The sequence below is a fragment of the Bradyrhizobium sp. Ses1 genome (assembly GCF_059512365.1).
Map to the genome: position 1 here is coordinate 25636 of NZ_JCAMOQ010000059.1, position 25875 is coordinate 51510.

Below are 25875 nucleotides of genomic sequence, written 5' to 3' on the forward strand. Positions count from 1 at the left end.
CTGACGCTCCGACGTCGGAGCCGGATAACGTCGTCGTTACCTCATCTCGTCGCATGCGACGTAGACTTCAGATCGTTTCAGGGAAGACCAACCGTGCCTCGAAGCCGGCGCTACGACCCATCACGGGAGAAATGAGCGTCAAGCTGCCGCCAATCTGTTTCATAACACTGTCGACGATGGCGAGCCCGAGACCGCCGCCGGCACCGACCGAGGAGCCACGGACAAAAGGCTTTTTCAAAGTCTCGAGTGTCTCAGCCGGAATGACGGCACCGCCATTAAGCAGGCGAATCTGCCGGTCGCGGCCGATGACGATCTCGATCGGCTCTTCGGGGGCGCCATAGCGGACGGCATTCTCGATCAGGTTTCGGAGCGTTATGCCGAGGACGTCGATTTCCCCTTGCACGATAAATTCGTCTGGACATTCGGCGGTGACGACCAACCTGGCGCCCACGTCCTCGCGACGGCGAAACTCATCGACCAAGACCTGCACGACTGTCAGCATATCAATGCGTTCTCGCAGCATGCCGATGCCTGCCCCGGCCCGTGACAGTTGCAGCAGTTTCTCGGCAAGGCCGCTGAGCCCTTTTATCTGGCTGACGATACGCGCCGCGCGCTCTGCGTGCTGCGTGCCGGCGAGCTGGGCCGACAATAATTGCATCTGGGCCAGCACGGCCGCGATTGGCGTTCGCAATTCATGTGCGCTGTTTGCTGCAAACTGCCGCTCTGTAGCCAGCGCACGCTCCAGCCGCTCCAAGAGCCGGTTCACCGCCGCCAGCATCGACGCGAGCTCCGTCGGCAGGCCCATATCGGGAATCTGCGACAGATTGGAGCCGTCGCGGCGGCCAATCTCGCTCCGCAACCGCTCCAGCGAGCGCATGCTCTGGAACACAGCCCAGCGGATCAAGAACCAGGACAGCGGCAGGAACAGCAACAGCGGTCCGACCGTAAGTGCGACGGCGCGCCGCAGCGATTCGGAGCGGTGCATGGCAGGCTCGGCAACCTGGATGAAGTAGCCATCGACAGCCGCTGGTTGAGAATAGACCCGGTATTGCGGGATGTCGTGAAATCCCGCCTGGCGCGGCACCGGAAACGGCACCGCGGGCGCGTTCTCGGAGCGCATGACGATCTCGCCCGCCGGACCGACGATCTGATAGGCCAGGGCTCTTGGATCCATCGTTGCGACGAGGCGCTTGGCCATCTGCTGCATGGCCTGCGGTTGCTGGGTGGCATCGTAGGTGGCGGGCACCAGCCGCTGCGCGACCTCCTCGATCGCATCATCGAGCCGCTCGTGGACCTCGAATATCGTCAGCGTGCCAGCAGCAACACTGCCCAGCAGCCACAGCCCCGCCATTGACGAGCTCAAGACCCAGATCAGCCGCGACACCAGACTCCTGCCTGCCACGTCCTAGTCTCCCAAGCGGTAGCCGAGACCGCGTATCGTGCGAATGAAATCGCGCCCGAGCTTGCGGCGAACGCGGCTGACATAAACCTCGATGGTGTTGCTCTCGATCTCTTCGCCGAATGCGTACAGCGCATCCTCGATCTGCTCCTTCGACACCGTGGACTGCCGCCGCCGACCCAGCACTTCGATCACGGCCCACTCCCGCGCACTCAGTTCGACGGATCGCCCGTCCAGCCGCGCGATTTTCGATTCCCACTCCAGCTCCACCGGCCCCACCTGAACGACCGGCACTGAGTTGCCGAAATACCGGCGGCTGACGGCCTCCAGACGTGCATTCACTTCGTCGAGGTCGAAGGGCTTGACGATGTAATCGTCAGCTCCCGCTTTCAGCCCCTCGATCCGGTCACTGACGAGATCGCGCGCGGTCAGGATCACGACCGGCAGCGCGTCACCGCGGCGGCGAAGTTTGCGCAGGAAATCCAGTCCGCGCCCATCGGGCAGGTGCAGATCAAGCAGCAGCGCATCGTAAGACACTGTGCGCACCGCGTGCTCCGCCAGCTCCAACCGCTCGAACCAGTCGACGGCGTGTCCGGCCGCGCGAACATGCTCCTGCACAGCGGATCCGAGATGCGGCTCGTCTTCAACCAGCAACACTCGCATAGGCCCACTCGTGGTCATGAAGGCCAATTGCAGCAGAAAGCTGAAGCCAGCCTGAACGCGACCGAGAGTAGGCTTCAGGCCCGCGTCAGAAAAGCCCGCTAACGATCCCGGCCAACGATTTTTGTCGGACAGTGAACATGAACCATACGAGCCTATCACGCACAGCTCACGTATTCGCGATCAATGGGTCGGGGTCCAACCATGGCTCAGTGCCTTTTCGTGGGGCATCGACGCTTGCGAAGCCCCGGTTGCTCCTCAGCGTCGCGACGGTCGCTATCGCCTTAGCTACGGGATTCGCGGCGGGCCGCTTGCTGCCCTTCGCCTCGATCGCGGCGTCCGTGAGCGCCCCCGCGGCAGTTGTCGCCGATCCGGAACTGCCAGCAACAATTACTCTCTCGGAGCGGAAGCTCGCGAACGTGCAATTGCAGATCGAAAAGGCGAAGTCCGGTCCGCTGGTGCGTGCCGTGTCGGCGACGGGTAGCGTCGGATATGATCAGCTCCACCTTGCCCGCATAAGGCCCATGGCGCGCGGCCGGATCGAGGCGCTCGACGTAAACGCCGGCGATCGGGTCGTTGCAGGTCAGCGGTTGGCCGTCCTCGACAATTTCGACCTCAGTGCCGCCCATAGCAGGGTTCTTGGCGCCGAGGCGGCACTCAATCAGGCAAAGGCGCAACTCAAAGCGGCAAATGCTGCTTACGACCGCGCGGCAAACCTTATTCGCAGCGACCTCGTCACGCAGGCCGAGGTTGAGACTCGGCGCGCCACCGTGGCCACCATGGAAGCCGATCTCCGCACCAAGCAAGCCGAGTTGCAGCAGTACCGGGAAGAGGAGGCCCGGTTCTTGCCGATGCGCGCCGGCACCGCGGGGGCAGCCCCCGACGGCGATCAGCCAACGCTCGACACGCGGGGCGCCATTGTCGCGCCATTCGCCGGCGTGGTTGATTCAGCCTCCGTTGCGAAAGGGGAAATCGTCGATCCGGCAACCTCGATCCTGACCGTATCCGACCTCTTGACCGTTTGGATTCAGGCCGACGTGGCGGAAAGGGATCTCGGCACGATCAAGGTCGGGGATGCCGTGGAAGTGAGAGTGAAGGCTTTTCCCGGGCGAGTGTTTACCGGCCGTGTCACCTACATCCCCGACGCGATCGAGCCGGCGACCGGAATGGCTAAAGTACGCTGCGAGGTGCCAAATCCGGACGAGGCGTTGCGCGTCAACATGTTCGCGACCGTTACCATCCTTTCGCCGCAGGGCGGCGACGCTGTGATGGTGCCGAGCGAAAGCCTGCAGGAAGTCAACGGGCAGAGCGTCGTGTTCATTCCGGCGGGAGACCGCCAGTTCGCCTGGCGTGCGGTTCGTACCGGCCAGGTAGCAAACGGAAAGACCCAGATCACGAGCGGCCTTGCGGCGGACACGCCGGTCGTCGGCGAGGGCAGCTATTGGCTCAAGGCGGCTCTGATGCAGTCCACTATTCCGGACCAGGGCTAAGGCAGACATCGCCATGATCAACAGGATCGTCGATGCCGCCCTCGGCAACCGTATGCTCGTCCTCGTCCTCATTGCCGGGCTTGTCGCCGCCGGTCTTTTGAGCATGCAACGCCTGCCGTTTGACGCCGACCCTGACATCTCGCCGCTGCAGGTGCTGGTCACCACCCAAGCACCGGGTTTGGCTCCGCCGGACGTGGAGCGCTCGATCACCACGCCGATCGAGCTGGCGCTGCAGGGCCTGCCCGGTATGACGAGCTACCGCTCGATCTCGCGCTATGGACTGTCTGTCATCTATGTGAAGTTCGCCGATGGCGGCGACATTTTGACCGACCGCACGCTTGTTGCGCAGCGGCTGAGTCAGACAGCGCTCCCTGCAGAAGCAGGAGCGCCCAGGCTCGGCCCGCTCTCCGACGGCCTCTCCGAGATCTACCAATTCAGGGTTGAGGGCAAGAACTACTCGCTCATGCAGTTGCGGTCGATCCTGGATTGGCAGGTTGCGCCACAGCTCAAGCTGGTCCCCGGCATCACCGAGGTCAACGTCAACGGCGGCGAACTCAAGACCTACGAGGTCCGAGTTTCCGAACCCGAGTTGATGCGCTTTGGTCTATCCATCGAGGAGATGTACAACGCAGTGGCTCAGAACAATCGTGCCATTGGTGGCGCGACGATCGCGCGCAACGGCGAGCAGGCCGTCGTCCGCGGCGAAGGGCTGCTAGAATCGCTCGGCGACATCGGCAACATCGTGCTGCGCACCGCAGCTGGCGGGACGCCGCTTTACGTCAAGGACGTTGCCGAGGTGGTCGAGGCGCCGATGCCGCGGCTCGGGGCGGTGACGAGCCAAGGCGACGGCCAGGCGGTGGTCGGCGTCGCATTGATGACGCTGGGCGAGAACACGCGCGTGGTCGCCCAGCGTCTGGCAACCGCCGTGCAAGAGATCAACAAGACGCTGCCGCCTGGCGTCAGCGTCGTTCCCTACTACAACCGCGCCGATCTGATCGACAGCGTTCTGCAGACGGTGGCTCACAACCTGGCCGAAGGCGCCTTCCTGGTCATTATTGTTCTGTTGTTGTTGCTGGGCAATTTCCGCGCCGCCGTCATCGTGGCGCTGGCCATCCCGCTGTCGATGCTGGCCGCCGTCACGGCCATGTATTTCGCCGGCCTCTCCGGCAACCTGATGAGCCTCGGCGCGATCGATTTCGGCCTCCTGGTCGACGGCGCGGTGGTGATGATCGAGAACATCGTGCGCCGTCGTGCGGAGGCGTCATCTCTCCCGGTCGAGCAGGTGGTGCGCGAGGCCGCGCATGATGTGGCGCGCCCGGTCGCCTTTGCGGTCGCAATCATCTCGCTGATCTATCTGCCGATCCTCAGCCTGCAGGGAGTCGAGGGCAAAATGTTCCGCCCGATGGCGCTGACCGTGATGTTCGCGCTGGTCGCGTCGCTCGTACTAACACTCACGCTGATGCCGGTGCTCGCTTCGTTCTTCCTGCGCAAGCCGGTCGCCGAGCGCGACAGCCGGATCATCGGCGTTGCCCGGAGCGGTTACGCGCCCGTGCTCACGAGGACGATGCGCCATCCCGGAATCACCATTCTCGTGGCGACCTTGATGCTGGGCGGCGCCCTCATGATCGGCTCTCGTCTCGGCGCGGAGTTCCTGCCGCGCTTGGAGGAAGGCGCCCTCACCGTCACCACCACCAAGCTGCCCGGCATCTCGCTCGAATCCGCGATCGCTACCCAGACCATGGTGGAGAAGACGCTCAAGAAATTCCCCGAAGTCGAGACTGTCACCACACTCGGCGGCAGCTCGGAGATACCGACCGACCCGATGGGGATCGAGCAAAGCGACACCTTCATTACGCTGAAGCCGAAATCACAATGGCGCACCGCGCAAACCGAGGCTGGGCTGATTGAAGCTTACAAGCAGGCTCTAGATCAGAGCGTCCCTGGTATTAGCCAAAGCTGGGCGCAACCGATCGAGATGCGTATGGACGACCTCTTGCAGGGTGTGATGGCGGACCTTGCCATCGTCGTCCACGGCACCGACACGGCAACACTCCACGACCTCGCCGACCGCGTGGCGCGCGTGGTCTCGACCGTTCCCGGTGCCGCCGACGTGCAGGCAAAACAAACGGTTGGCCAGCCGTATCTCCGCGTCATCGTCAATCGCGACGCGATCGCGCGGCGAGGATTCAATGCGACCCAGGTGCTCGATCTCGTCGAAGCTCTGGGCGGACGCACCGTCGGCACCATGAAGGATGGGGAAGAGCGGTACAATATCCGCGTCCGCCTGGCTCCGCAGGACCGTGGCAGCATCGACCATATCCGGACGCTGCGCGTGATGAACGGCGCCGGCGTTTCAGCGCCTCTCGGCGATCTAGCCGACATCCGCTGGGAGCCCGGCCCCGCGCAGATCGAGCGCGAGGACGGCAAGCGCGTCATCACGGTGCAGGCCAACGTGCGCGCACGGCCCCTTGCGAGCTTCGTGGCCGATGCGCAGCAGGCGGTTTCCGCCCAGGTCCGCCTGCCGCCGGGCTATACGATCTCCTGGGGTGGGAGTTTCCAGGATCTTCAGGAGGGCATGGCGCGGCTGTCGAGCGTCGTCCCGCTGGCGCTCGCCGTCATCTTCCTGTTGCTCTATCTGATGTTCGGCAGCGCGAGGCTCGCGACGCTGATCTTCTTCAACGTGCCGTTTGCGGCGGTGGGCGGGATCTTCGCCCTCGCGCTGCGCGGCATGCCGTTCAGCATTTCGGCCGCGATCGGCTTCATCGCCCTGTTCGGCATCGCCATTCTGAACGGTGTTGTGATGGTGAGCTACATGGAGGAGCGGCGTAAGGAGGGTCTCGCTGCCGCTTCGGCTGCCTGGCAGGCGGCCATGACGAGGCTGCGCCCCGTGCTGATGACGGCGACCGTAGCCAGCCTTGGTTTCTTGCCCATGGCGGTCTCGACCAGCTCCGGCGCCGAAGTGCAGCGCCCCCTCGCGACCGTCGTCATCGGCGGCCTGATCAGCGCGACCTTGCTCACGTTGCTGGTGCTCCCTGCTCTCTATCCTTGGTTCTGCCAAGCGCGCCGCTCCGTTCGCGCGGACGCGCTCGATGCTTCCCACGCGCCGCAACCGGCAGAGTGACGACAGGTGACGATGCCGAGACGCGCGCGTTCAATCGTCCACGGCAGGCCTGCTGTCGTCCGCTGCGGTCGCTTCACGTAGGGCCTGCCGTTGAAGCACGTGTCTCAAGTGCGCCGAGGCGACGGGTAGTTCCCATCTGCGGTGCTGAAATTTGTCGGCCTTTCGAACGCCGACCTCTTCCCGAGATTCAAGGTCCCAGCGCCGAAAAGGGCGGGAAGCGCCGTCGGAAAAAAGAATCGACCAGATGAATCCCCTTTTGCCGATTGGCGTCGGCCTTGATCAGGCTCGCGTCGACGGAAAATCCTTCACCTCCGACCAGCCGCTCCTCGATACAACGTTGCAAGACGCTCTCGAACACGCGACGGAAGAGACCGCTTTCTCGGAAAGGACCATGTCTGTTCTTTGAGAACGTCGAGTGATCCGGCACCGCACCGTCCAGGTCGAGCCGGCAGAACCACCGGTAGGCCAAATTGAGGTGAACCTCATCGCACAGCCGCCGCTCCGATCGGATGCCGAAGCAATAGCCGATCAGGAGCATCCGTATCATCAGCTCAGGATCGATCGAAGGCCGCCCGATCTTACTGTAGAAGGGCGCCAGGTCCTGCTAATCTGTTCAAGATCGACAAATCTATCGATCGAGCGAAGTAAGGGGTCGGAAGTGCCTCTCGAGCGCGAACTCATAGAACAAAGCAGCCTGTTCGACTTGATGTCCCATCATGATCTTCAGTCCTGCCAATTAGACAGACTGAATCACTGCTATCTCTGAGTCGCAACTGCGCCCTTTTTCAACAAAATCTGCCCAAAGCAGTCATCGACGGAGAAGAAGGCGGGGTCCTGCGCCTTCGCGAGAAAGATGATCTTCCGTATTTCTGAGAGGGCACTGTGAAAGCGAGAGGCAGCCGCAGCCAATACAATCGTCAAGCTGATCGCGAAGCTGCAACAGGCCGGTAATGCGTTCGTTCAACATTTCCTTCCACTGCGTCGTAAACTAATGCCAATCTCGCTCCGAAAGGGATGTGTCTTCGGGTAGACGGTCGAGGTTTTCCTTGATTATCGAGAGCGGAATACCGGCTCTTTGAGCGATCCTGATCACAGCCACGCGTCTTAACACCCGCCGCGCGTATCTGCGTTGATTTCCGGCAGTGCGGCTCGATCTGATGAGCCCCTTAGACTCGTAAAAATGCAAGGTGGCGACGGTCACGCCGCTGCGCCGTGCCACTTCGCCGACAGAGAGAATTTTTGTAGGTGTCATGATTATCGCCATTGACCTCATCTATACATGAGGTTTTATAAGCCTTGTTGGCTTTCACCTGCAAGCCGTCACGGCTAACTCATCGTAGGAGATTTCATGTCAACACAGCCCCTCCGTTTGCTCGGCATCTCAGGGAGCCTTAGAGCAGGCTCATTTAATACCGCGATCCTTCACAGTCTCGCTGAGGCCGTAGACCAAGAGGCAAAAATGCTCGTCTACCCGCTGAATGATATTCCGCTCTACAACAGCGACCATGACCACACTCCGCCGGCTGCGGTGCAGGATTTCAGGCAGGCAATTGCTTATGCCGACGGCATCATTCTTGCGACGCCGGAATATAATTACGGTATGTCAGGCGTGCTCAAAAATGCGCTAGACTGGGCATCTCGCCCCTACGGCTCAGCTTCATTGAAGGGCAAACCCACGCTTACGCTTTCTTCATCCCCAGCAGCAACGGGCGGTGTTCGGGCACAAGCTCAGCTCACTGAAACGCTGATTGGCATCGGGGCCTACATCACCATCAGGCCGCAGATTGTCATATCATCCGCTCATGAGCGAGTGAAAGACGGGCGGCTTGTCGATACAGATACTTTGGACTTCATGCTGGAGGCAGTGCGGCACCTTATTGCAAACATCGAAGAACGTCAGGACAACTTGGCGAAGGTCGCCTGAACACCTAGCGGGAATTCCTCCTTCAGAATCAGCGAAGCGTGCCAGGGTACCGCGCTTCGCTGCCCATCGTTGGTACGGCGACGGCACTCGCTTCAAACTTTGGGTCACAGGTGAGCAGAAACAAAAGTCTGCTTTGGCGCAGTGTTGCCGTCGATGTTGCAGCCGTAGATTTCGGAACGGTCTACCGCGCTTGGTCAATGTGCGAGGAAAACACCGCTTACTGTTGTGCGCCGTACCGGAAAGTTGGACCGCCTCCCTCGCCGACTACCGCCTGAGCCCCGAAACAAGAGGCGACCCTGGATCTCAGTCCAGGCGAAGTCCGCGAGCTGACGAAGTAAGACTGCTCATCTAGTCTTCGTCCGGCTCGCGCACGACCGCCGGTTCGTCGGTGCCTTCGTCCTCGTCGTCCTCCTCTTCCTCCTCGTCGGGATCTCGAGGCGGCATGCCGTCAATGATCGCGAACGGATTCCGGTCGGTCAACCTGGCCGAAAATTCTTCGGGAAAGATTGGGCTCATGTACTGCTCCTTGGGTTGTTTGCCCCAGGGATACCACCTCCTGCTGCGCGTGCTTTGCCGCTCACGCCGACTTCCGTTGCCGGCCGGACGCGGGCTTCTTACGCCGCCGTTTCCTTCGCAGGCTTCTTGCCGGCGATCGGCATCAGCATCTCCTTCTGACCGGCCGCCGCCTTCCTCGTCTTTTTGGCCGGTTTCTTCGGTGCCGCGGTCTCGGCCGAAGATTGTCCCACTTCCGAATACCGGAACATTACACGTAAGCACTCTCGCCAGCCACCTGCCATCGGAAGCCCAGACCTGTACATGCGCCACAAAACCTACTCACGTTGGTTGTGACGAAATTTTTCTTGATGTGTGGGTGCACGCTCCTTCTAGAAGTTGGGTCTCTACGCTCGATTAGGAACTAAGAGCCAGGTTCTTAGGTTGGGAGCGCGTGTATTGCCGGAGGTGACCATGAAGGTTCTATCCATTACCGCCTTTGCACTGCTTCTGGTCTCATCAGCCCATGCAGCCGAGTCGGCTAGTCAGCGCTTCTTGAAAAAAGCCATCGAAGGTAACTTCGCGGAAGTTAAAATGGGGCAGCTCGCGCAGCAGAACGGCCAAAGCGATGGTGTAAAGAAGTTCGGACAGACTCTGTCGAACGATCATTCTGCCGCCAACGAGAAGGCGATGGATGCGGCGAAATCCGAAGGCGTTGCCCCACCTGACGGCCCAAACGCCAAACAGAAATCCGACTATGAGAAGATGGCTAGAATGACCGGCGCGAAATTCGACCAGGAGTTCGCGAGGCATATGGTCGCCGATCATCAGAAGGACATCGCAGAACACAAGAAGGCAGCGAAGCAGTCCGACGCGGCCGGGGAATACGCCAAAGCCCAGATTCCGGTGCTGGAGGAGCACCTCGATACGGCCAAATCGCTGAACTCGAAGCGGATATCGGGTCGATAGAGTCCGCTTACCACGGTCGACCATTCGCTTTGGGCATCGAACGCTCTTCGAACCTGTGCCGAGCCAAACCCCGCTCCCCAAGGTGGGGTTGGGTCCGCACTCACCCGCCTGAATGGGACTCGTGGTCGCCTGGAATTTGGAGTGGAAACGCAGTCTGCCTGTGTCAGGTGGACGCAGGAGCGATCTCGCAAGCGTAGGAACATCGTTGGAACGAGGAGGTTACGGACCCAAGTTCTTTTTTAGAAGCACTCAAAATGGCTTATTCCCCGGAAGTGGGTCGTCCAGGCGACCACCGAAATCCTCCCCAGGCGAGTGCAGTCGCTCCCGCCGACGAGGTCCGCACCATCATGCTGAATGAGGTCTCTTGGGGTGCTGTCTTGGCCGGTGCCACGATTGCTCTCGTGATGCAAATGATCCTGAACATGATTGGAATCGGCGTAGGGCTGTCGACCATCGACGTCGCGGCGGGAGATACTCCGAGCGCCGGATCACTTTCCATTGGAGCTGGTATCTGGTGGGTTATCTCCGGAATAGTTGCGGCTGCAATCGGAGGCTACATCGCTGGGCGGCTTTCAGGAAAGGCGTCCCACACGACGACGGCGTATCACGGTCTGATTGCGTGGGCGGTTTCCACCCTCATCGTCGTGTACCTGCTTTCGTCGGCAGCCTCGGGTCTGATTGGCGGCACCCTGAGCACGGCATCGTCAGCACTGGGAGGAGCCGGTAAAGCCGTCGGCGGGTCCGTTCAAACTGCGGTCCAGACCGCAGCGCCTTCCTTGAACACCATCAGCGATCCGGCGGCGACCATCGAGAACAGGGTTCGCAGTGCCTCCGGCGGCCGGGATCCCGCGGCACTTCGGGACGCCGCAGCAACAGCCGTTCGTGCGGCGCTCTCGGGAGACCCCGCACAACAGGCCGCTGCGACGGATAAGGCTGCTGATGCTCTGGCCAAGGCGCAGAATATTTCCGTCGATGAAGCCAAGGCTCAGGTTGCACAGTACCAACAGCAGTACCGAGAAGCGCTCGCCAAAACCAAAGAACAAGCAAAGCAAGCGGTTGATACCACGGCCAAGACGGTGTCGCGCGGTGCCCTCTTCGGTGCTCTGGCTCTTCTGCTTGGTGCTCTGGCGGCGTTTTTTGCAGGTCAGGTCAGTGCGGTAACGCCGACGGTGACGCGTGGACCAGTACGATCATTCACTTGAAATAATGTGAAGAAGACGTCTAGCCCACGTTGGACGCGGCCCCGCTGGGGCCGCAATACCCACCCGTCCTAGCCAGACGGGAAATCACGGCCGCTTGACTCAGGTGGCTCCCGTCTTCGGAAGGGATCGGCGACCTCATCATGTCCGCTGCGACTGCTGAAGAACATCAGAGCCATCAGTCCGCAACCGATCGAGAGGGAAAAGAATGTTCCCAGGCCGAGCGCGATCCAGCCGTGCTTGTCCATGACGGCCTCACCGCTCTCATTCCATACTGAGACGGCCCAAACGACTGTGAGGATCAAGATACCGAATAGGACAGCCAAGAGAGTTATCTGGCCCATGCCGAGGCGTTTCATGGTCGCACCTCTTAGTCAGCTCATGAGCCTGAACAGACGGTAGTAGGCCGCGGTTCCAAAGCTTGTTCACGGCTTTTTCTCTATCCTATAATGTGCCATGGCCCCGAAACACCAGCCATGCCGCCATCCGGCGGTCACCAAGTCAAAGCCGATCCCGGGCCCTCATCTAGTCTATGGATTCCTGACCACCGCGCCGAACGCTGTCGTAGAACCGATCCATGACAAGGCCATGCCGGTCATCCTCACGACGGACGAGGAACGCGACGACTGGCTCGGCGCGCGATGGGATGAGGCCAAGGCTCTCCAGCGGCCCTTGCCAGACGACGCCCTGAAGATCGTCATGCGTGGCCCCGACAAGGAAGATAAACTCGCAGCATGAAATACATCGAACCCGGCCCCTACGCCGACCCGGAGAAAGCCGCGCGCCGCTTCGCAATCGATCGAGGCTGGATGCATGAGAGCGGCACCTACGCGAGGCTGACGGCCGCCGGCAGCCAAGTCCGCGTCTGAGCCGAGCGCGGGTGATTGTGCGAGCCTCAGCCATTCTTCGGAAAGCCGCAGCAGTTGCTGCTTGTCTATCGGACAAACCGTCTGCGCAGCTTGTTGGCGGTATTGCTCGGCTCGCGTGCGACAAATTTCTGCATGATCAGCCATAACCGACACACCGATCTGTGCGCTCGCTCCCTCGCGCCAATGGGCCCTGCGTAGAAGCCCAAATTCCCCACTCGTTTAACGTTCCTAATAGCAAAGCGGCTTAGGAACGGTTGCGGAAGCTCGTCGTTTTGCCGTCGGAATGTCGTGGTTTGCGGTCAATGCCTCGTTACTTTTTTCATATCGAAGGACAGTTCCCGTTTCGCGACGAAACCGGAACGGAGCTTCGAGACAATCGCGCCGCTTGGCGGGAAGCTCTGTCGCTCACCCGCGACATCGAAAGTTCGCTGCAGCCGGGGGAGAGCTGGAGCCTAGATGTCAAGGCTGGCGACCGCGTGCTTTACCGGATCAGGATCACGAGCGAAGAAGGATGAACATCGAGTGCGACCGGCTCTGCCGCCTCAGCCACTTAGTAGGCGAGCGCCAGGAACGAGCGGACCAGCACCGCGTGGGACGTCCGTCAGGCCAGCAGCGCTTGGATGTTCTACGCCTAAGGCGGGACGTCGACCAACGTCCCGATCAAGCGCAAGAGGGCCTGGTGCTCAGGTCCTTTGACGTCGCTGCGCAAGAACTCGCCTACCTCGATATGTGACAATCGACCACCGGAAGGCGCATTCGGCTGATGGATTATGAACGCATTTCCATTTGTAGGCTCGCGTCCGAGGAACCACGTGTCTCCGTTCGGACTACGATACAATTCTCTTCTTTCTGACATGGTCAGCACTTTCGCTCTGTGCAGCTTTAGCTGTTGCTGCCGCTTCGCGAGCCAGTCGCTCCGACCTCAACCGCTCTCGGTTTGCATGAAACGCCTTTTGATTGCGTTCATACTCGGACATCGCGACCTTGGCATCCGCTTCCCTAAAGGCCTTTTGAGCCTCTCGCCGGGCCGCGGTCGGCTTCTTCGATTCGTGGGTATAAGTCATTTCTGCCTCCTCCAAGGCCCCTAAGTAGCTCTCGGCGCCGGTCTCGCGGAGCGGGTTGCCAGGAGCGATCACGACCGACTCCTGGCGGTCCTGACGGTTCCAATTTCAGCTTCCCTCGCGATTTTGCTGAACGCCCTGACAGCCTGATATATCGAAGTAGGATCGTGAATTAGCGCCAGAACGCTTGTAGCCTCTACGACAGCGGTTCACTTAGGTTATTTTGGAAAGGATCCGCGGCTTCATCCAACCAAGGCGCGCCACGTCCTTCGCCCGTCGAAGTCGTCTCAGTGCTGAACTTCTTTCAAGCGGACAACAACGCCCGTCGGTTCGGGCCGATGTGTCCTCAATGTCGTAAAGTCCTCATCAGTCCAATCCGCGAGACTTATTACCTCTCCTTCCTCAGCTTCCATCCCAGGAATTTCGAGCAGTTCCAACACGTGCAGTCCCCTGGCATCTAGAAAGAAAGTGTGCTGCCCAAACATTTCGCGGAATTGTGCGACTGCCGGATGATCCTCAGCAAGCACTTGCGCTTGAAACTGCGAGAGCGTTCTCGTTATCTGGGCTTCATTCAACTTCATGATCCGTTCCTGATCTTCAGCCCCTGAAGCGCCCCTTCGTAGGTTCCTCCGTCGTCGTCGTTCAGACCTCGTTAGTTGGCTGCGCTGTTGTGGCGGGCAGCGTTTGCATACGGTTGCTCACGACCCTTTCCCTTTTGGGTGGCACGACGATGGGCCCCTCGCGGATGGCCTGCTTCCGAGCCAGCTTACGGGCGCGGCGGATGGCATCTGATTTCTCTCTGGTCTTTTTTTCCGAGGGCTTCTCATAGGAGCGACGGCGCTTCATTTCCCTGAACACGCCCTCGCGCTGCATTTTCTTCTTGAGAACTCGAAGCGCCTGGTCGACGTTGTTTTCGCGAACAATTACTTGCAAAGTTGCTGCTCCTTCCGAGTTATGGGCACCAGATCAGCTATAGTGCTGCAGCCGCGAACCGTGGCGACGACGCGGCCGATGATCCCAGATTGAAGGAACGGATTGCCCTTCGCGTGCAACAGCCCGCTCAATCCCGAGATCGAGCGGGCCGCACCGTCATTCCAGTACATCCGTGGAATGACGGAAAACTTTTATGCGAGGGACAGATTGTCTGCGCTGTCTTTACCGCTCTTCCGGTCGGTCCTGACCTCGTAGTTCACCCGCTGGCGCTCGGCGAGTCCACCAAGGCTCGCTCGCTCGCTCGACCGCGCTGATATGAACGAACACGTCCTTACCGCCATCGTTGGGGTGGATGAATCCGAACCCCTTCTGGTCATTGAATCACTTAACCGTACCCGTCGCCATGATAACTCTCCAAAGCGCCGCATCTCGCGTGAACACACACGAGCTCCGAATTCAATCCGACGATGTCTTTTGAAAAGGGCCGCCTAGACCATTCAACAAGGCACAACGGCTAATCGAACTTCCTGAAGCTATATAGCTCCCCTGGGAATACAAGGGGAAATGCGAGAGAATTTGCCATGGCATGCTACTATTGAGTTTGTCACTAAGAGGATGAGAGTTGCCGACAGCTCGCGAATTTATCGAGTTCTGGATCGAGAATAGCGTTCACGCCGCTGAGCAGTACGGGACGCCCGGCGCCTCGCAAGACGTGGCCGAGTTAACGCGGCGCTGCGTCGAAATGGCCAAGAGCGAGGGGATCACGGAAAAGGCCATGCGTGATGAGGTCGGCGACTTGGCTGAATATATCCGAGGCCGATTGAAGGCAGCGAACAAGTCCGAGTCGGATCGTCGGAAATAAACCTACTGGGCTGGAACGGAACCGCTTGGCTGCCGTCCCCTCCAACAGCTTCGCCGAGTACGCGCCTGAACCGAACCCGGTGACCAACAAAAAGGACGTCGTGTGGTTTGCCCTGAACGAGGACCGGCCGCTTACGTCCTTTGCCGGAATCTGGACCGAGTTCAAGGGCGACCGCGGCACCAAGTCGAAGCCGGTCCCCGGCCCTCACCTCGTATATGGTTTCCTGACCACCGAGCCAAACGCCGTCGTGGAGCCGATCCATGACCTGACGACGGACGAGGAGCGCGACGTCTGGCTGCGCGCGCCGTGGGATGAGGCCAAGGCCCTTCAGCGGCCACTCCCTGACGACGCCCTGAAGATCGTAATGCGCGGCCCAGACAAAGAAGATAAACTCGCAGCATGAAATACATCGAGGACCGACCCTACGCCGATCCGGAGAAGGCCGCCCGCCGCATCATGGAGCTCGCGCACGAAGTCGTGCCGGTGCAAGATGGGCGCATTCACGTCGAGAAAATCAACTATCCGTTCGTCTTCCAAGACGGTGGCTCGCCGGTCGAGTACGGGGCTGGACGAGCGCTCGCGATCGAGCGCGGCTGGCTCTGGATGCACGAAAGCGGCACCTACGTGAAGATCACTCCGGAAGGCGCCAAGCTGTTTGCTTGACTAGCATCAATTCATCATTCGCTGATGTGGCTGGCCGGTGACATGGCCACCGACGTGCTTCACCGCGCATTGAGGAACGAAGCAGTCGCAAGAGCGTACTTCTGGGATGGGCGAAGATTCCGCAAGCGGGGTGATAAATCTCGTAACATCGGAAAACTTCGTGGGAGACCATCTATGGGCTGAGAAACCGCTCACGGTAGACCCAGGCAATATTCCAGAAGTGCTTTGCATAGGAAAAATCAATCTGGCGTCGGGGCCTGGGACGCTCATGACACTCACATTTACACACGTTCGCCCAAAGGCAGGTCCGCTATTCGATTCGGATCGGATTGAACATGAAAGCGTCGTGCGTGCTCGCATTGTTATGACGCTGGACAATTTGATTGCATTGCGAGATTTATTGAACAGTTCGATCCGGCAAACGCCAACTCCTTCCGCCAGCAGCGGGGCCGCCAAGGTCCATCAGCGGCGCGCTCGGTATGCTGCCATGCGAAGCGGCGACGATTTCAGCGTCGGCAACGAATTTTCGAAGCGAAAGCAAATCCGACATCTTTTGTGCGAGCACATCGGTATCTGACGCGAGTAGCTCGCAAAGCTCTTTGGCACTGCGTGTTGAAGCGCGCATACCAGCCGCCCTCCTGAAAAGGAAGTAACCTGATATGACCGGGAAAGTTCGGTAATAAACACATTGAACCTTTATATTTTTAATATATAATTTAATTTCACATTAAATGTCGGTCAGTAATAAAGGAGAAGGCGATGAAGGGCGGTTTTGGCATAGCCGCCGCGATTTTGGCCCTCACTCTGACGACGATCACCCTGCCTGCGCAAGCCTGCAATGACAGGGGAAATTGCGAGAACGCGCCCGGTCAGAACAAAAACGTCAGCGGAGCCCCCGGGCCAATCGCTGGTGCAGGTCTTCCGATCCTTGCCATTGGCTACGGCGTCTACTGGCTGATCAGACGCCGCAGGAATCAGAGCTGACATTTTCCCTTGATACCAAGACATGCTCAAATAGGAGGGAACGTCGGTCTCTCCGCACGCAAGATCACTGCGAGAGCAGGCACGTCGGCATGTCTTGACGATCGATATTGCGTGAAAGCTTGGCTAGTCGCCATCAAAACCGCGGCAAAGACAACCACCAAGGCAAGTTGAAGCATATCTTCCATCGTCATCGCGCCCGGCACTCCTTGCTCCTCAGTTCCGCTATCTTTCGCCCTCGCTCCCATAGCTCGATGTCGTGGCCATCCACCATCTGCTCGGCGTGCTCTTTCGCCGCGTTATCGTCAGGAGCCAAGAATTCGTATCGGTCCATAATGCGTCCGTCCCGACCTAGAACGAAAATGCGATACTCCTGCATGGCATCTCTCTGAGGTAGGTCCAACCGGCATCAGGAAAACTCGGCAATACCAAAAAAGGTTTCCAAGTTCCGGAGTCGGAACAGCGGCAAAACACCTGGACCACTCTGGGCCGGAACGAATCATGTTGCGCCACTTTGAATCGGCCTTCGTCGCGTGGAGTCATCCGAGTGGCGTTTCAGCGTAAGAAGCCGGCCGCGATCGGCACCAAGGGCCCTACCCCCGGCTTCATCGAGCCGGCGTTGGCGACCCAGGTCGATCGGGTGCCTTCCGGGACGCGCTGGATTCACGAGATCAAGTTCGATGGCTATCGCGTCCAGCTTCACCTTGCGAACGACGACATCAAGGTATTCACGCGGCGCGGAAACGACTGGACCAAGCGCTTTAAGAAGATTGCCGCCGACGCTTACGTGATCAATGCGGCATCCGCGATCGTCGACGGCGAGGTTGTCGTCCCGTCTCCGGACGGCACCACCGATTTTTCAGTCCTGCAGAATGAGTTGAAGGGCAAGTCCACCAAGATCGTGATGGTGGCCTTCGATCTGCTCTATCTGAACGGCTACGATCTTCGGAAGCTGCCCCTGAACGAACGCAAGGCGCATCTCAGAAAGCTGATCGAGGAGACCCCCATCCAATTCAGCGAAAGCTTCGACCTCAACGGACGCGAGATGTACGAGCACGCCTGCAAGGTCGGACTTGAGGGCGTGGTTTCGAAAGTGCGCAGTAGCCGCTATGCGTCAGGCCAAGCCGCCGAGTGGTTGAAGGTGACTTGCCGCCAGCGTGAGACGCTGACAATCGCTGGGTTCGCCTTGGACGAAGGCAAATGGGACGGGATCTATCTCGGTCGGCGCAAGGGCGACGAGTTGGTCTATGCCGGCAAGGTCGACCACGGCTTCGACAAGGCATCGGCCGCGGACTTGCAGAAGCGCCTGACGCCGCTGATTAGGAAGACCCAGCCCTACAGCAGGCGCATTGCGCACAAAGGCATCTGGGTCGAGCCGAAGCTGCTCGCCGAGATCGAGTATCGCGCCAAGTCCGCGGAGGGCAAGGTGCGGCACCCCGTCTTCAAAGGCTTGCGGGAGGACTTGCGATGAGATGGTGCGCGCGTTGCGATAACTGCCGCTTTGTGTGCGAGAACCACCTGGATAGGCCGTGGGAAGGGCCGCGAGCTTGCACATGCGGCGGAGCCGGCGCCCCGTGCCCGTGGTGCAACAGAGGTAATCCGCCCGAGATGCCGGAGGACGTTGAGGCGACGGTAACGGCGGATGATGACCTAGATTGAGGAGTCTCTCTGATGACAACAGTCTGGATCTACGAAGGACGGAACACCTTCAAAAAATTCGATACCGAAGATGACGCGCAGGCGTGGCTTAAGGAAAACGATCCGGAGGGCGTCGCCATCGAGCACCAAATAAGCGAGCCGCTGCCCGCCGGGTCGGCCGATCGATATGGGGTGCCGAAAGCGGATGAAAGGAGCTAGAGCGATGAAAACTATTGAAATCGAACCTTACGACCCCGAAGAACGCACATGGTCGGAGCCCGAACCGGCCACGAGCTTTCGCACCATTAACGGCCTCCCGATTTACTGGTGCGACAAGCGCGACCTTGTGCACGCCTGTGAAGGCGCCGACATCCACCCCGATGTGCGAGTGTACTGGACGCTTTGCGGCAAAGACGCATCGAATGATTGGGTTTATCTGGCTAAGGACGAAGCGATCACCTGCCCGCTCTGCCAGGAACTGGCGCGCGTCGCAAACGACCCGTGACGCTATGCGTGTGTTTGATGTCGGCTATGCCCTCAACAGCGGCGAGACGGCGGACATTCCCCGAGGTATCCGAGTCGAGCCATAACCGGAAGCCGCTAAATCTGTTACCTCTTGGCGATCAGAACGCCATCGTGCCAACGCGGGCAACGGCTAGTCCACTACCCGTCAGCACTGTTCGCCCGTCCCTATCGATCGACGCACCGGTCCAATTATAACAATTGTATGACACCCGGAATGCGCCAAAGGCCAGCTGACCTTCATATTCGACATGGGTGGAACCGAAGATCGGTGCTACCCAACGCCGGTGGAGAAGAGCACCTTTTGCAGCTTGCGTATTTTCGCGCTGCAACTGCATCGATACTGCCGTTTGCACTGACTCTCTTCCCTTACTCGCCGCGCTCATGTCGCGGCGCAAGCCCCTAAAATTGATCCGTTCGTGTCGATGAGGACTCACGCTTGAGCCGACATCCGGTTGGAATATCCGAATTTGCAAGTGAGTTGGATCTCAGCGCGAGTAGCGACAGCAGATCTAAACATATGTCAGGCCGCCGCTTCGCACCGCCCGGAATGAAGTGCCTCACCGCGGGTCATCTGCAGTGACGCGTCCGGGCGGAATGCCTAACTGCCTCCTGGCAACACTGCCGGTATCGGATCTCGATCTGTTGCGGCCCGCGCTGGAGACGGTCGCGCTTGATCAGGACGCGATCCTTGCGCGAGCGGGGGACGAGATCGACTATGTCTTCTTCCCTCGCAGCGGCGCCATCTCGCTGATGATCGACATGGCGGACGGACGGACGGTCGACACCGCCGTAGTCGGGCGCGAGGGGGCACTTGGCCTTCTTTCGGTGCTCGGGTCGTCACCTTCGGCCACTACCGCGATCGTTCGTGCAGCGGGCACCGCCTCGCGAATCCCCGCGTCGCGATTTCAGGCCGCTTTCAACCGGAGCCCTACGATCCGGCACGCGGTCCAGATGCACGGCAGGGCGATGCTGATGCAGTTTCAACTGGGCGCAGCCTGCAATGCACTGCATACGGTCAAAGACCGCATGGTCCGATGGCTACTCCATTTTTGCGACTGCATCGACCACGACGTTCTTCCGCTCACCCAGGCGACCTTGTCGCAAATGCTTGGTGTGCGACGAACGACGGTGACGCTCCTGATGCGCGATCTGCGCGCATCAGGAGCGATCAAATCTGATCGACGAGGCCAAATCGAGATCGACCGGTTGCGGCTCGCGGCCGCGGCGTGCGAATGCCACGGCAATATGCGACTCGAATTCGAGAAGATCTTCGCGATGAACACGGCCCGACCTATCTCATTGGCCGTACCAGATGAAGGGCGTATCCCCTGAGGGGAAGCGTGGTTTTGCATCACAGTAAATCCAGTTGCCCATGTCGCAGAAGGGTCAAAAGCGCCATTTGAGAAGTCGGCCGGTCACTTCCGGTCCACCTCGGTCAGCGGACCATTTTACAGTTTGCCCGCACCCCGCATCGGGACTAACCAGACAGTGTAAGTGCCGCACTAGGGTCCAGTGCAGTGATCGCCGCCTGCACTGGCGGCATGCTTGCCTCGATGGAGGAGACATCGGCCCGAGTGGGGCTTCGTTTTGCGTGTGGTGGCTTCCGAGCCGGTCTGCCGCTGTTAGCTTATCGCGCGGGCCGAGCGTATCGCGCCATACGCTCGGCCCGTCCGTTGTCTGGCCGAGCGACTGTGCACAGGATGGCGTGCGGTGGGGGTCCGGCGCTCCGTCACCACGAATGCAGCAGCAAGGATGAGACCCGCTCTCATCTGACCTCATCCCCTCACGGCGATAATCCTCCGCCTAGCCGCGCGAATAAGCTCCCTGATATCGAAGACCAATGGAGTCAGGGGAACTGACCTGTTCCGTGAAATGAGACCCGCGTCGCACTGGCAGGTGAAACCTTTCGAACTCTCGGTGTTTGGATTTGCTAGGAGAGTTGACATTGAAGCGAATCCTGAAACCGATCACTTATGTCTTGGCCGCCCTGTATTTCTTGGCGGACGCGGTTTTCATGGCCATCGCCAAGCCGATCTCGGATTGGCTGGCCAGGCGTGTGGTGCTGAGGCGATTGCGCGCCTGGATCAGATCGTTGCGGCCCTACCCGTCGTTGGCGTTGTTTTCGGTGCCGGTGATCCTGCTGGAACCGGTCAAACCGGTGGCGGCTTATCTGGCTGCTACCGGTCAGATGGTGAGCAGTGTTGTAACGTTGATCGTCGGCGAGCTTCTAAAGCTCGTCCTGGTCGAGCGCCTGTTCAGTCTTACCCGCGACAAACTGATGACAATTCCTGCCTTTGCTTGGGCGTACACAAAATTCCGCGAAGCCAAGGCATGGCTGAAAAACACCGAGGCCTGGCAAGCCATTCGCGCAATAAGCAAGGCTGCCCGTCAGTATCTAACCGAGATGAAAAAATCCGCTGCAGTGGCGTTTCGGCGGCCTTGAGAGACTGCGGTTCGCGGCAATCCGAAAAAGGTCTGTACCCGAGCCGGGCAAGCCTGAGCGGGTCGCATTGCCCCCAGTCTTTCGTTGCGCGCCAGCACCCACTCGGCCGGCACGTAGAGATCACCGAAAGCGGCAGCTCCAGCGCCAAGGTTGCAGCGTCGCCACATTGCCAAACCGACTGTGAAAGATGGGAAGGCTGACGTGACTCACCTTCGAGCGGCACCATCGAATTGATGTCGCATTTGAGTCACGAGCCGGCGTCGAAGCTCACGCTGAGCAACGTCCGCCCTAGCCGTGACAGCGGAAATCCTGAAGGCTCCCGGTGATGCTCTTGCGGCAACTTCGTCACGATGCGGTGCAGTCGACCGGGCCACCATGCCAAGGCGCTCCACGCGACCGAATGCGTCGTTACCAGTCGAGTCCGCCATCCGGCTCAGATTGCCCGTCCCGCAAGTGGCCTGATAGCTACGCCGCCTCGAGTAGGAGCCAGCCTCGGGTCATATTCTGAATTCGTCCATCCGCCGGCCTGATGCCAACTGCTTTGCCAGCCAGTGCGGGCACTTGCCTCGACCGGCCCAGGTCTCAGCCGGATCATCGGGATTTCGATATTTCGGAGAGACTCGCGGATATGGTCGCCGTGCGGCAATAGGCCGTTCTAATCGATTCAATCTGTCGACCAGCCGTCGCCTCTCTTGAGTGATCTTCTCCTTCAGCACGTCCGAGATTTCCACGTGCAAAGTCCATAGATGGTCAAGATCCATTCTTTCGAGTTCAGCGCGTCTCATTGATGTGTCCCCGTTCTCGAAGTCGCAGGCCCACCGGGGTAAAAACTAAGATTTCTCATCTTGGTTAAACTGAGACTAAAATGCGCAATTAAATCGGATTTTGGTGGCGAGCGCGGATTATCTCGGCGCCTCTGAGCCGTTCTCCGTTCAAGATTCGGGCCTCGAACTTGCGGCGCTGCACCGCGGTTGTTCTCGAGGATGCCAATTCCACCAGGGGGCGCCAGCCGACGGTGCGAAATATCTCCGGCCGTTCGCCATATAGCCGGGCTACGCGCATCATCTCGGTGACGAGCAAGGGGTCGTGAAGATCGAATTGCTCGCGAACAGCCCGCCCGAAGCGCTTATTATTTGGCGTGGCATCGCGCAGCGCCGCCAGCTTGCACCCAGATCGATCCGACGCTCTATATGCGCTAGCCGAGCCGCGTCGGTCGTTGCGCGTGCCGCCGCGGCTTCGGCTTTTTTGTCGCGTTTTGCTGGTGCAGGAGGTTCGAACTGGCGACGGAGCTCGTTGAAGAGCACCGACGCGACACCGTATCGCTGAGGCACGACGTCCCGGTTCAGTTTGGCTTGGCGCTGGGCCGCGGCTATATCGACGCGATCGAATATCTCGAACCAACGAAGGCCGCTATCTGCCCATTTCGGGTACGCGACCATGATGTCGCTGATGGCGTAAATGGCAAATACGTCGAAGCCCTGCCCCGCTGGCGAAACGAAGACAGGTCCGTTCGCCAAGCGAAAATGAGATCAGCTTCTCAATCGCAGGTGGCTGTCCTGCGTCCAGCCCGACGTCCCTATCATCTCTCAGACCAACTGCTCAGATTTGCCGTCAATAGATTTTTCTTGATCTCTCGGTGCACACGTCGTGCACACGCCGCCCTCTAACCAGTTGAAAGACTTGAACTCTCGCTCCAATCCATCATGGGGGCCACAGAAAAGCGATAGTCTTGCGATTTCAATGATTTACCTTATGCTCTCAATAGGATGAAGCATGAACGTGCGACCTCCAAACTAGCCGAAATTCCACACGTTTGTACCCGCTTTGACCTCTCAGTGCACACGTAGCGCACGCGAATTGGGGAGTGCACACGGCCATGGCCAGCCTCACTCAATTGCCGTCCGGGAACTGGCGCGTCCAGGTGCGCCGCAAGAATCGTTACGTGTCAGAGACCTCGCATATTCAAGGAAAATGAAAAGTGCTGATACTTCTTATTCGCCCGGTCTATATCAGTCGACCTGGAGCCTTGAACTGGTCGTTCCCGGTCTGGCTCAGCGTATCCTGTTGACGAAACCGTCGACCTTCGCGCGCAGCGCTTCTGCTTGCGCGCCGAGCTCGTCCGCCAACCCTCGCACGTTTGCTGCTGTCGAACCGGTCGCTTCGGCCGCCCTCCCATCTGTCGATTGATCTCGGCGATCGAGTTCGACAATTGCTCAGTGGCAGCCGCGACCGTCTGGACATTCGACGCTTATTTCACGCAAATTCCAAAATCAGTGCATCCACCGCGAGCGTTGCGCCGGCACTGGCGTGGATCTTCTTCACGGTGCCGTCCTGCTCGGCTCGGAGCACGTTCTGCATCTTCATGGCTTCGACGACCGCGAGCGTCTCACCGGCCTTGACCTCCTGGCCTTCGCCCACCGCGATCGAGACGATGAGGCCGGGCATCGGACAGAGCAGCTTCTTGCCGCTGTCGGAGGCCGTCGTCACCGGCATCAGCCGGGCGGAAGCTGCTTCCGCTTCGGTCCAGACATAAACCGGCACCTCGACGCCCTGATGCGCCAGACGAATGCCGTTGGGAACCGGGCGCGCCTGGACCGCGACGAAGTGGCCGTCGATGGTCCCCTGCCAGACCGGATCGCCCGGCTTCCACGGCGATTGCAGCAGATGCGCATTGCCGGCGTTGCCTTCGGCATCGATGAAGCGGATCGCGATCGCGTCGCCTTCGCGGCCGACCTCGAGCAAAATCTCCTGGCGATCGAGCCAGACCGCGCGGCGGCGCTCACGCTGCACGACGCGGCCGCCCATTTGTCCCGAAATCTGCCGCTTGCGCTCGCCGAGCACGTGATCGATGGCGGCGCCAACGGCGGCGATGCGCCGTGCGACCTCGCCTTCCGGCACGCGCACCGCAAAGCCCTTGGGGAATTCCTCGGCAATGAAGCCAGTCGAGAGTCGGCCTTCGCGCCACCGCGGATGATGCATCAGCGCCGACAGGAACGGGATGTTGTGCCTGATACCGTCGACATAGAACGAGTCGAGTGCGGTGGCCTGCGCCTCGATCGCCGCGGCGCGCGAGGGCGCATGCGTGACGAGCTTCGCAATCATCGGATCGTAGTGGATCGAGATCTCGCCGCCCTCCTGCACGCCGGTGTCGTTGCGAATGGTGATGCCGTCCTGGCTGGCTTCCACCGGGGGACGGTATTTCACCAGGCGCCCGATCGAGGGCAGGAAGTTGCGGAACGGGTCTTCGGCATAGAGACGCGATTCCACCGCCCAGCCGGTCAGCGTGACGTCCTTCTGCGCGATGGCGAGCCTCTCGCCGGCGGCAACCCGGATCATCTGCTCGACGAGATCGATGCCGGTGACGAGCTCAGTGACGGGATGCTCGACCTGCAGGCGCGTGTTCATCTCAAGGAAGTAGAAGCTCTTGTCCTGGCCGGCGACGAACTCGACCGTGCCGGCCGAGTCGTAGCTCACCGCCTTCGCCAGCGCGACCGCCTGCTCACCCATCTTGCGGCGCGTGGTCTCGTCGAGCAGCGGGGACGGCGCCTCCTCGATGACCTTCTGGTTGCGGCGCTGGATCGAGCACTCGCGTTCGCCGAGATAGATCACATTGCCGTGCTTGTCGCCGAGCACCTGGATCTCGATGTGGCGGGGATCGACGATGAATTTTTCGACGAAGACGCGGTCGTCACCGAAAGAGGATTTCGCTTCGGCCTTGGCGAGATTGAAGCCCTCCTCGACCTCGGCCTTCGAATGCGCGATGCGCATGCCCTTGCCGCCGCCGCCGGCGGAGGCCTTGATCATCACGGGATAGCCGATCTCGTCGGCGATGCGCACCGCGTGCTTGTCGTCCTCAATGACGCCAAGGTGGCCCGGCACGGTGGAGACCTTTGCCTTCGCGGCCGCCTTCTTGGACTCGATCTTGTCGCCCATCGCGGCGATCGCGCCGGGGTTCGGACCGATGAAGACGATGCCGGCGGCCTCCAGCGCGCGCGGGAACGCCTCGCGCTCGGACAGGAAGCCGTAGCCGGGATGGACGGCCTCGGCGCCGGTCTTGCGGCAGGCCTCCAAGATCTTCTCGATCAACAGATAGCTCTCGGCCGCCGCCGGCGGGCCGATCAGCACGGCCTCGTCGGCCATCTCGACATGGAGGGCGTCGCGGTCGGCCTCGGAATAGACCGCGACCGTCTGAATTCCCATGCGGCGAGCGGTCTTGATGACCCGGCAGGCGATTTCGCCGCGATTGGCGATCAGAATGCGTTTGAACATGATTACAACGGTAAATTGTCGTGCTTCTTCGCCGGCGCTTCGACCTTCTTGTCCTTCAGCATCGCGAGCGCCCTTGCGATGCGTCGCCTTGTCGAATGCGGCATGATGACGTCGTCGATGTAGCCGCGCTCGGCGGCGATGAAGGGGGAGAGGAAGCGGTCTTCGTATTCCTTGGTGCGCGCGGCGATCTTGTCGGGGTCGCCGATGTCGGAGCGGAAGATGATCTCGACCGCGCCCTTGGCCCCCATCACCGCGATCTGCGCCGTCGGCCAGGCATAGTTCATGTCGGCGCCGATCTCTTTCGAGGCCATGACGTCGAAGGCGCCGCCATAGGCCTTGCGGGTGATGATGGTGACGAGCGGCACCGTGCATTGCGA

The 25875-nt window shown here is 60.1% G+C and carries 28 protein-coding genes and 5 pseudogenes; 18 read left to right on the top strand and 15 right to left on the bottom strand.

Going from position 1 to position 25875, the window contains the following annotated elements; genetic code table 11:
- Nucleotides 1-67: 67 nt before the first annotated feature.
- Nucleotides 68-1384 carry an ATP-binding protein gene (locus AC5ZG5_RS39305; RefSeq protein WP_456646182.1) on the bottom strand — a complete coding sequence of 439 codons (1317 nt, stop codon included), beginning with the start codon at nt 1382-1384 and terminating at the stop codon, nt 68-70.
- Nucleotides 1385-1405: 21 nt separating this feature from the next.
- Nucleotides 1406-2062 (bottom strand): response regulator, encoded by a 657-nt coding sequence (locus AC5ZG5_RS39310; protein WP_130228595.1) that lies wholly within the window; start codon nt 2060-2062, stop codon nt 1406-1408.
- Between the two features lie 137 nt (nt 2063-2199).
- Between AC5ZG5_RS39310 and AC5ZG5_RS39315 the strand changes: the two genes are divergently transcribed.
- The gene (locus AC5ZG5_RS39315) at nt 2200-3549 is read left to right on the top strand and encodes an efflux RND transporter periplasmic adaptor subunit (RefSeq protein WP_130228594.1); all 1350 of its coding nucleotides are present in this window, start codon (nt 2200-2202) and stop codon (nt 3547-3549) included.
- Between the two features lie 13 nt (nt 3550-3562).
- Nucleotides 3563-6670 carry an efflux RND transporter permease subunit gene (locus tag AC5ZG5_RS39320; RefSeq protein ID WP_130228593.1) on the top strand — a complete coding sequence of 1036 codons (3108 nt, stop codon included), beginning with the start codon at nt 3563-3565 and terminating at the stop codon, nt 6668-6670.
- 253 nt (nt 6671-6923) lie between these two features.
- On the opposite strand, the pseudogene AC5ZG5_RS39325 reads toward AC5ZG5_RS39320, so the two are convergent.
- Nucleotides 6924-7388 (bottom strand): annotated as a pseudogene (locus AC5ZG5_RS39325) (transposase); the annotation flags it as partial.
- 90 nt (nt 7389-7478) lie between these two features.
- Nucleotides 7479-7922: pseudogene (soxR, locus tag AC5ZG5_RS39330) on the bottom strand (redox-sensitive transcriptional activator SoxR).
- 96 nt (nt 7923-8018) lie between these two features.
- Here soxR and AC5ZG5_RS39335 point away from each other — a divergent pair.
- Nucleotides 8019-8594, top strand: a complete 576-nt coding sequence (locus AC5ZG5_RS39335; protein WP_456646184.1) for an NADPH-dependent FMN reductase — start codon at nt 8019-8021, stop codon at nt 8592-8594.
- 348 nt (nt 8595-8942) lie between these two features.
- On the opposite strand, the gene AC5ZG5_RS39340 is transcribed toward AC5ZG5_RS39335, so the two are convergent.
- Nucleotides 8943-9110, bottom strand: coding sequence for a hypothetical protein (locus AC5ZG5_RS39340; protein WP_165435436.1), 168 nt, complete (start codon nt 9108-9110; stop codon nt 8943-8945).
- 98 nt (nt 9111-9208) lie between these two features.
- Nucleotides 9209-9358: a hypothetical protein gene (locus AC5ZG5_RS39345; RefSeq protein WP_496165512.1), complete on the bottom strand. Its 150-nt coding sequence runs from the start codon at nt 9356-9358 to the stop codon at nt 9209-9211.
- Between the two features lie 202 nt (nt 9359-9560).
- Between AC5ZG5_RS39345 and AC5ZG5_RS39350 the strand changes: the two genes are divergently transcribed.
- Nucleotides 9561-10055, top strand: coding sequence for a DUF4142 domain-containing protein (locus AC5ZG5_RS39350; RefSeq protein ID WP_456646185.1), 495 nt, complete (start codon nt 9561-9563; stop codon nt 10053-10055).
- A gap of 254 nt (nt 10056-10309) precedes the next feature.
- Nucleotides 10310-11257 carry a PhnA-like protein gene (locus AC5ZG5_RS39355; RefSeq protein ID WP_456646186.1) on the top strand — a complete coding sequence of 316 codons (948 nt, stop codon included), beginning with the start codon at nt 10310-10312 and terminating at the stop codon, nt 11255-11257.
- Between the two features lie 68 nt (nt 11258-11325).
- Here AC5ZG5_RS39355 and AC5ZG5_RS39360 read toward each other — a convergent pair whose 3' ends face one another.
- A complete protein-coding gene (locus AC5ZG5_RS39360) occupies nt 11326-11613 on the bottom strand; it encodes a hypothetical protein (RefSeq protein WP_130231060.1) in 288 nt (95 codons plus the stop codon).
- Nucleotides 11614-11749: 136 nt separating this feature from the next.
- Between AC5ZG5_RS39360 and AC5ZG5_RS39365 the strand changes: the two are divergent.
- The 3 genes and pseudogenes from AC5ZG5_RS39365 to AC5ZG5_RS39375 all read left to right on the top strand — a co-directional run.
- Nucleotides 11750-11992: pseudogene (locus tag AC5ZG5_RS39365) on the top strand (SOS response-associated peptidase); the annotation flags it as partial.
- Entirely contained in the window at nt 11989-12123 is a 135-nt protein-coding gene (locus tag AC5ZG5_RS39370) for a hypothetical protein (protein ID WP_283813346.1), read from the top strand. The pseudogene AC5ZG5_RS39365 and the gene AC5ZG5_RS39370, both read left to right, overlap by 4 nt.
- 302 nt (nt 12124-12425) lie before the next feature.
- Nucleotides 12426-12638, top strand: a complete 213-nt coding sequence (locus tag AC5ZG5_RS39375) for a DUF6894 family protein (protein ID WP_130231064.1) — start codon at nt 12426-12428, stop codon at nt 12636-12638.
- Between the two features lie 312 nt (nt 12639-12950).
- Here the strand turns inward: AC5ZG5_RS39375 and AC5ZG5_RS39380 are convergent, their stop codons facing one another.
- The 4 genes and pseudogenes from AC5ZG5_RS39380 to AC5ZG5_RS39395 form a co-directional block, all read right to left on the bottom strand.
- Nucleotides 12951-13187: a hypothetical protein gene (locus tag AC5ZG5_RS39380; RefSeq protein WP_130231058.1), complete on the bottom strand. Its 237-nt coding sequence runs from the start codon at nt 13185-13187 to the stop codon at nt 12951-12953.
- A 284-nt stretch (nt 13188-13471) separates the two neighbouring features.
- Nucleotides 13472-13765, bottom strand: a complete 294-nt coding sequence (locus AC5ZG5_RS39385; RefSeq protein WP_456646187.1) for a hypothetical protein — start codon at nt 13763-13765, stop codon at nt 13472-13474.
- A 61-nt stretch (nt 13766-13826) separates the two neighbouring features.
- Nucleotides 13827-14117 carry a 30S ribosomal protein S21 gene (gene rpsU, locus AC5ZG5_RS39390; RefSeq protein ID WP_456646188.1) on the bottom strand — a complete coding sequence of 97 codons (291 nt, stop codon included), beginning with the start codon at nt 14115-14117 and terminating at the stop codon, nt 13827-13829.
- A gap of 191 nt (nt 14118-14308) precedes the next feature.
- Nucleotides 14309-14471, bottom strand: a pseudogene (locus AC5ZG5_RS39395) (cold-shock protein).
- A gap of 268 nt (nt 14472-14739) precedes the next feature.
- Here AC5ZG5_RS39395 and AC5ZG5_RS39400 point away from each other — a divergent pair.
- From AC5ZG5_RS39400 to AC5ZG5_RS39445, 10 genes and pseudogenes are all read left to right on the top strand, one after another.
- Nucleotides 14740-14979: a hypothetical protein gene (locus AC5ZG5_RS39400; protein WP_456646189.1), complete on the top strand. Its 240-nt coding sequence runs from the start codon at nt 14740-14742 to the stop codon at nt 14977-14979.
- 34 nt (nt 14980-15013) lie between these two features.
- Nucleotides 15014-15382: pseudogene (locus AC5ZG5_RS39405) on the top strand (SOS response-associated peptidase family protein); the annotation flags it as partial.
- On the top strand, nt 15379-15642 hold the full coding sequence (locus AC5ZG5_RS39410; protein WP_130231051.1) for a hypothetical protein: 264 nt from the start codon (nt 15379-15381) through the stop codon (nt 15640-15642). The pseudogene AC5ZG5_RS39405 and the gene AC5ZG5_RS39410, both read left to right, overlap by 4 nt.
- Before the next feature lie 106 nt (nt 15643-15748).
- A complete protein-coding gene (locus tag AC5ZG5_RS39415; RefSeq protein WP_456646190.1) occupies nt 15749-16219 on the top strand; it encodes a hypothetical protein in 471 nt (156 codons plus the stop codon).
- 182 nt (nt 16220-16401) lie between these two features.
- The gene (locus tag AC5ZG5_RS39420; RefSeq protein ID WP_130231047.1) at nt 16402-16626 is read left to right on the top strand and encodes a hypothetical protein; all 225 of its coding nucleotides are present in this window, start codon (nt 16402-16404) and stop codon (nt 16624-16626) included.
- A gap of 544 nt (nt 16627-17170) precedes the next feature.
- The gene (gene ligD, locus AC5ZG5_RS39425; protein ID WP_456646191.1) at nt 17171-18094 is read left to right on the top strand and encodes a non-homologous end-joining DNA ligase; all 924 of its coding nucleotides are present in this window, start codon (nt 17171-17173) and stop codon (nt 18092-18094) included.
- 200 nt (nt 18095-18294) lie between these two features.
- Nucleotides 18295-18480, top strand: a complete 186-nt coding sequence (locus AC5ZG5_RS39430) for a hypothetical protein (RefSeq protein WP_130231043.1) — start codon at nt 18295-18297, stop codon at nt 18478-18480.
- Between the two features lie 4 nt (nt 18481-18484).
- Nucleotides 18485-18766, top strand: a complete 282-nt coding sequence (locus AC5ZG5_RS39435; protein WP_456646192.1) for a hypothetical protein — start codon at nt 18485-18487, stop codon at nt 18764-18766.
- 596 nt (nt 18767-19362) lie between these two features.
- Nucleotides 19363-20118 (top strand): Crp/Fnr family transcriptional regulator, encoded by a 756-nt coding sequence (locus AC5ZG5_RS39440; RefSeq protein ID WP_456646193.1) that lies wholly within the window; start codon nt 19363-19365, stop codon nt 20116-20118.
- A gap of 613 nt (nt 20119-20731) precedes the next feature.
- On the top strand, nt 20732-21229 hold the full coding sequence (locus tag AC5ZG5_RS39445; protein ID WP_130231185.1) for a hypothetical protein: 498 nt from the start codon (nt 20732-20734) through the stop codon (nt 21227-21229).
- Between the two features lie 497 nt (nt 21230-21726).
- Here the strand turns inward: AC5ZG5_RS39445 and AC5ZG5_RS39450 are convergent, their stop codons facing one another.
- From AC5ZG5_RS39450 to AC5ZG5_RS39465, 4 genes are all read right to left on the bottom strand, one after another.
- Nucleotides 21727-22014: an H-NS histone family protein gene (locus AC5ZG5_RS39450; protein WP_130231187.1), complete on the bottom strand. Its 288-nt coding sequence runs from the start codon at nt 22012-22014 to the stop codon at nt 21727-21729.
- Nucleotides 22015-22290: 276 nt separating this feature from the next.
- Nucleotides 22291-22746, bottom strand: coding sequence for a hypothetical protein (locus AC5ZG5_RS39455; protein WP_456646194.1), 456 nt, complete (start codon nt 22744-22746; stop codon nt 22291-22293).
- Between the two features lie 736 nt (nt 22747-23482).
- Nucleotides 23483-25498, bottom strand: a complete 2016-nt coding sequence (locus tag AC5ZG5_RS39460; protein WP_496165513.1) for an acetyl-CoA carboxylase biotin carboxylase subunit — start codon at nt 25496-25498, stop codon at nt 23483-23485.
- A 2-nt stretch (nt 25499-25500) separates the two neighbouring features.
- Nucleotides 25501-25875 (bottom strand): carboxyl transferase domain-containing protein (locus AC5ZG5_RS39465; protein ID WP_283813365.1); only part of this gene is annotated, 375 nt, incomplete at its 5' end.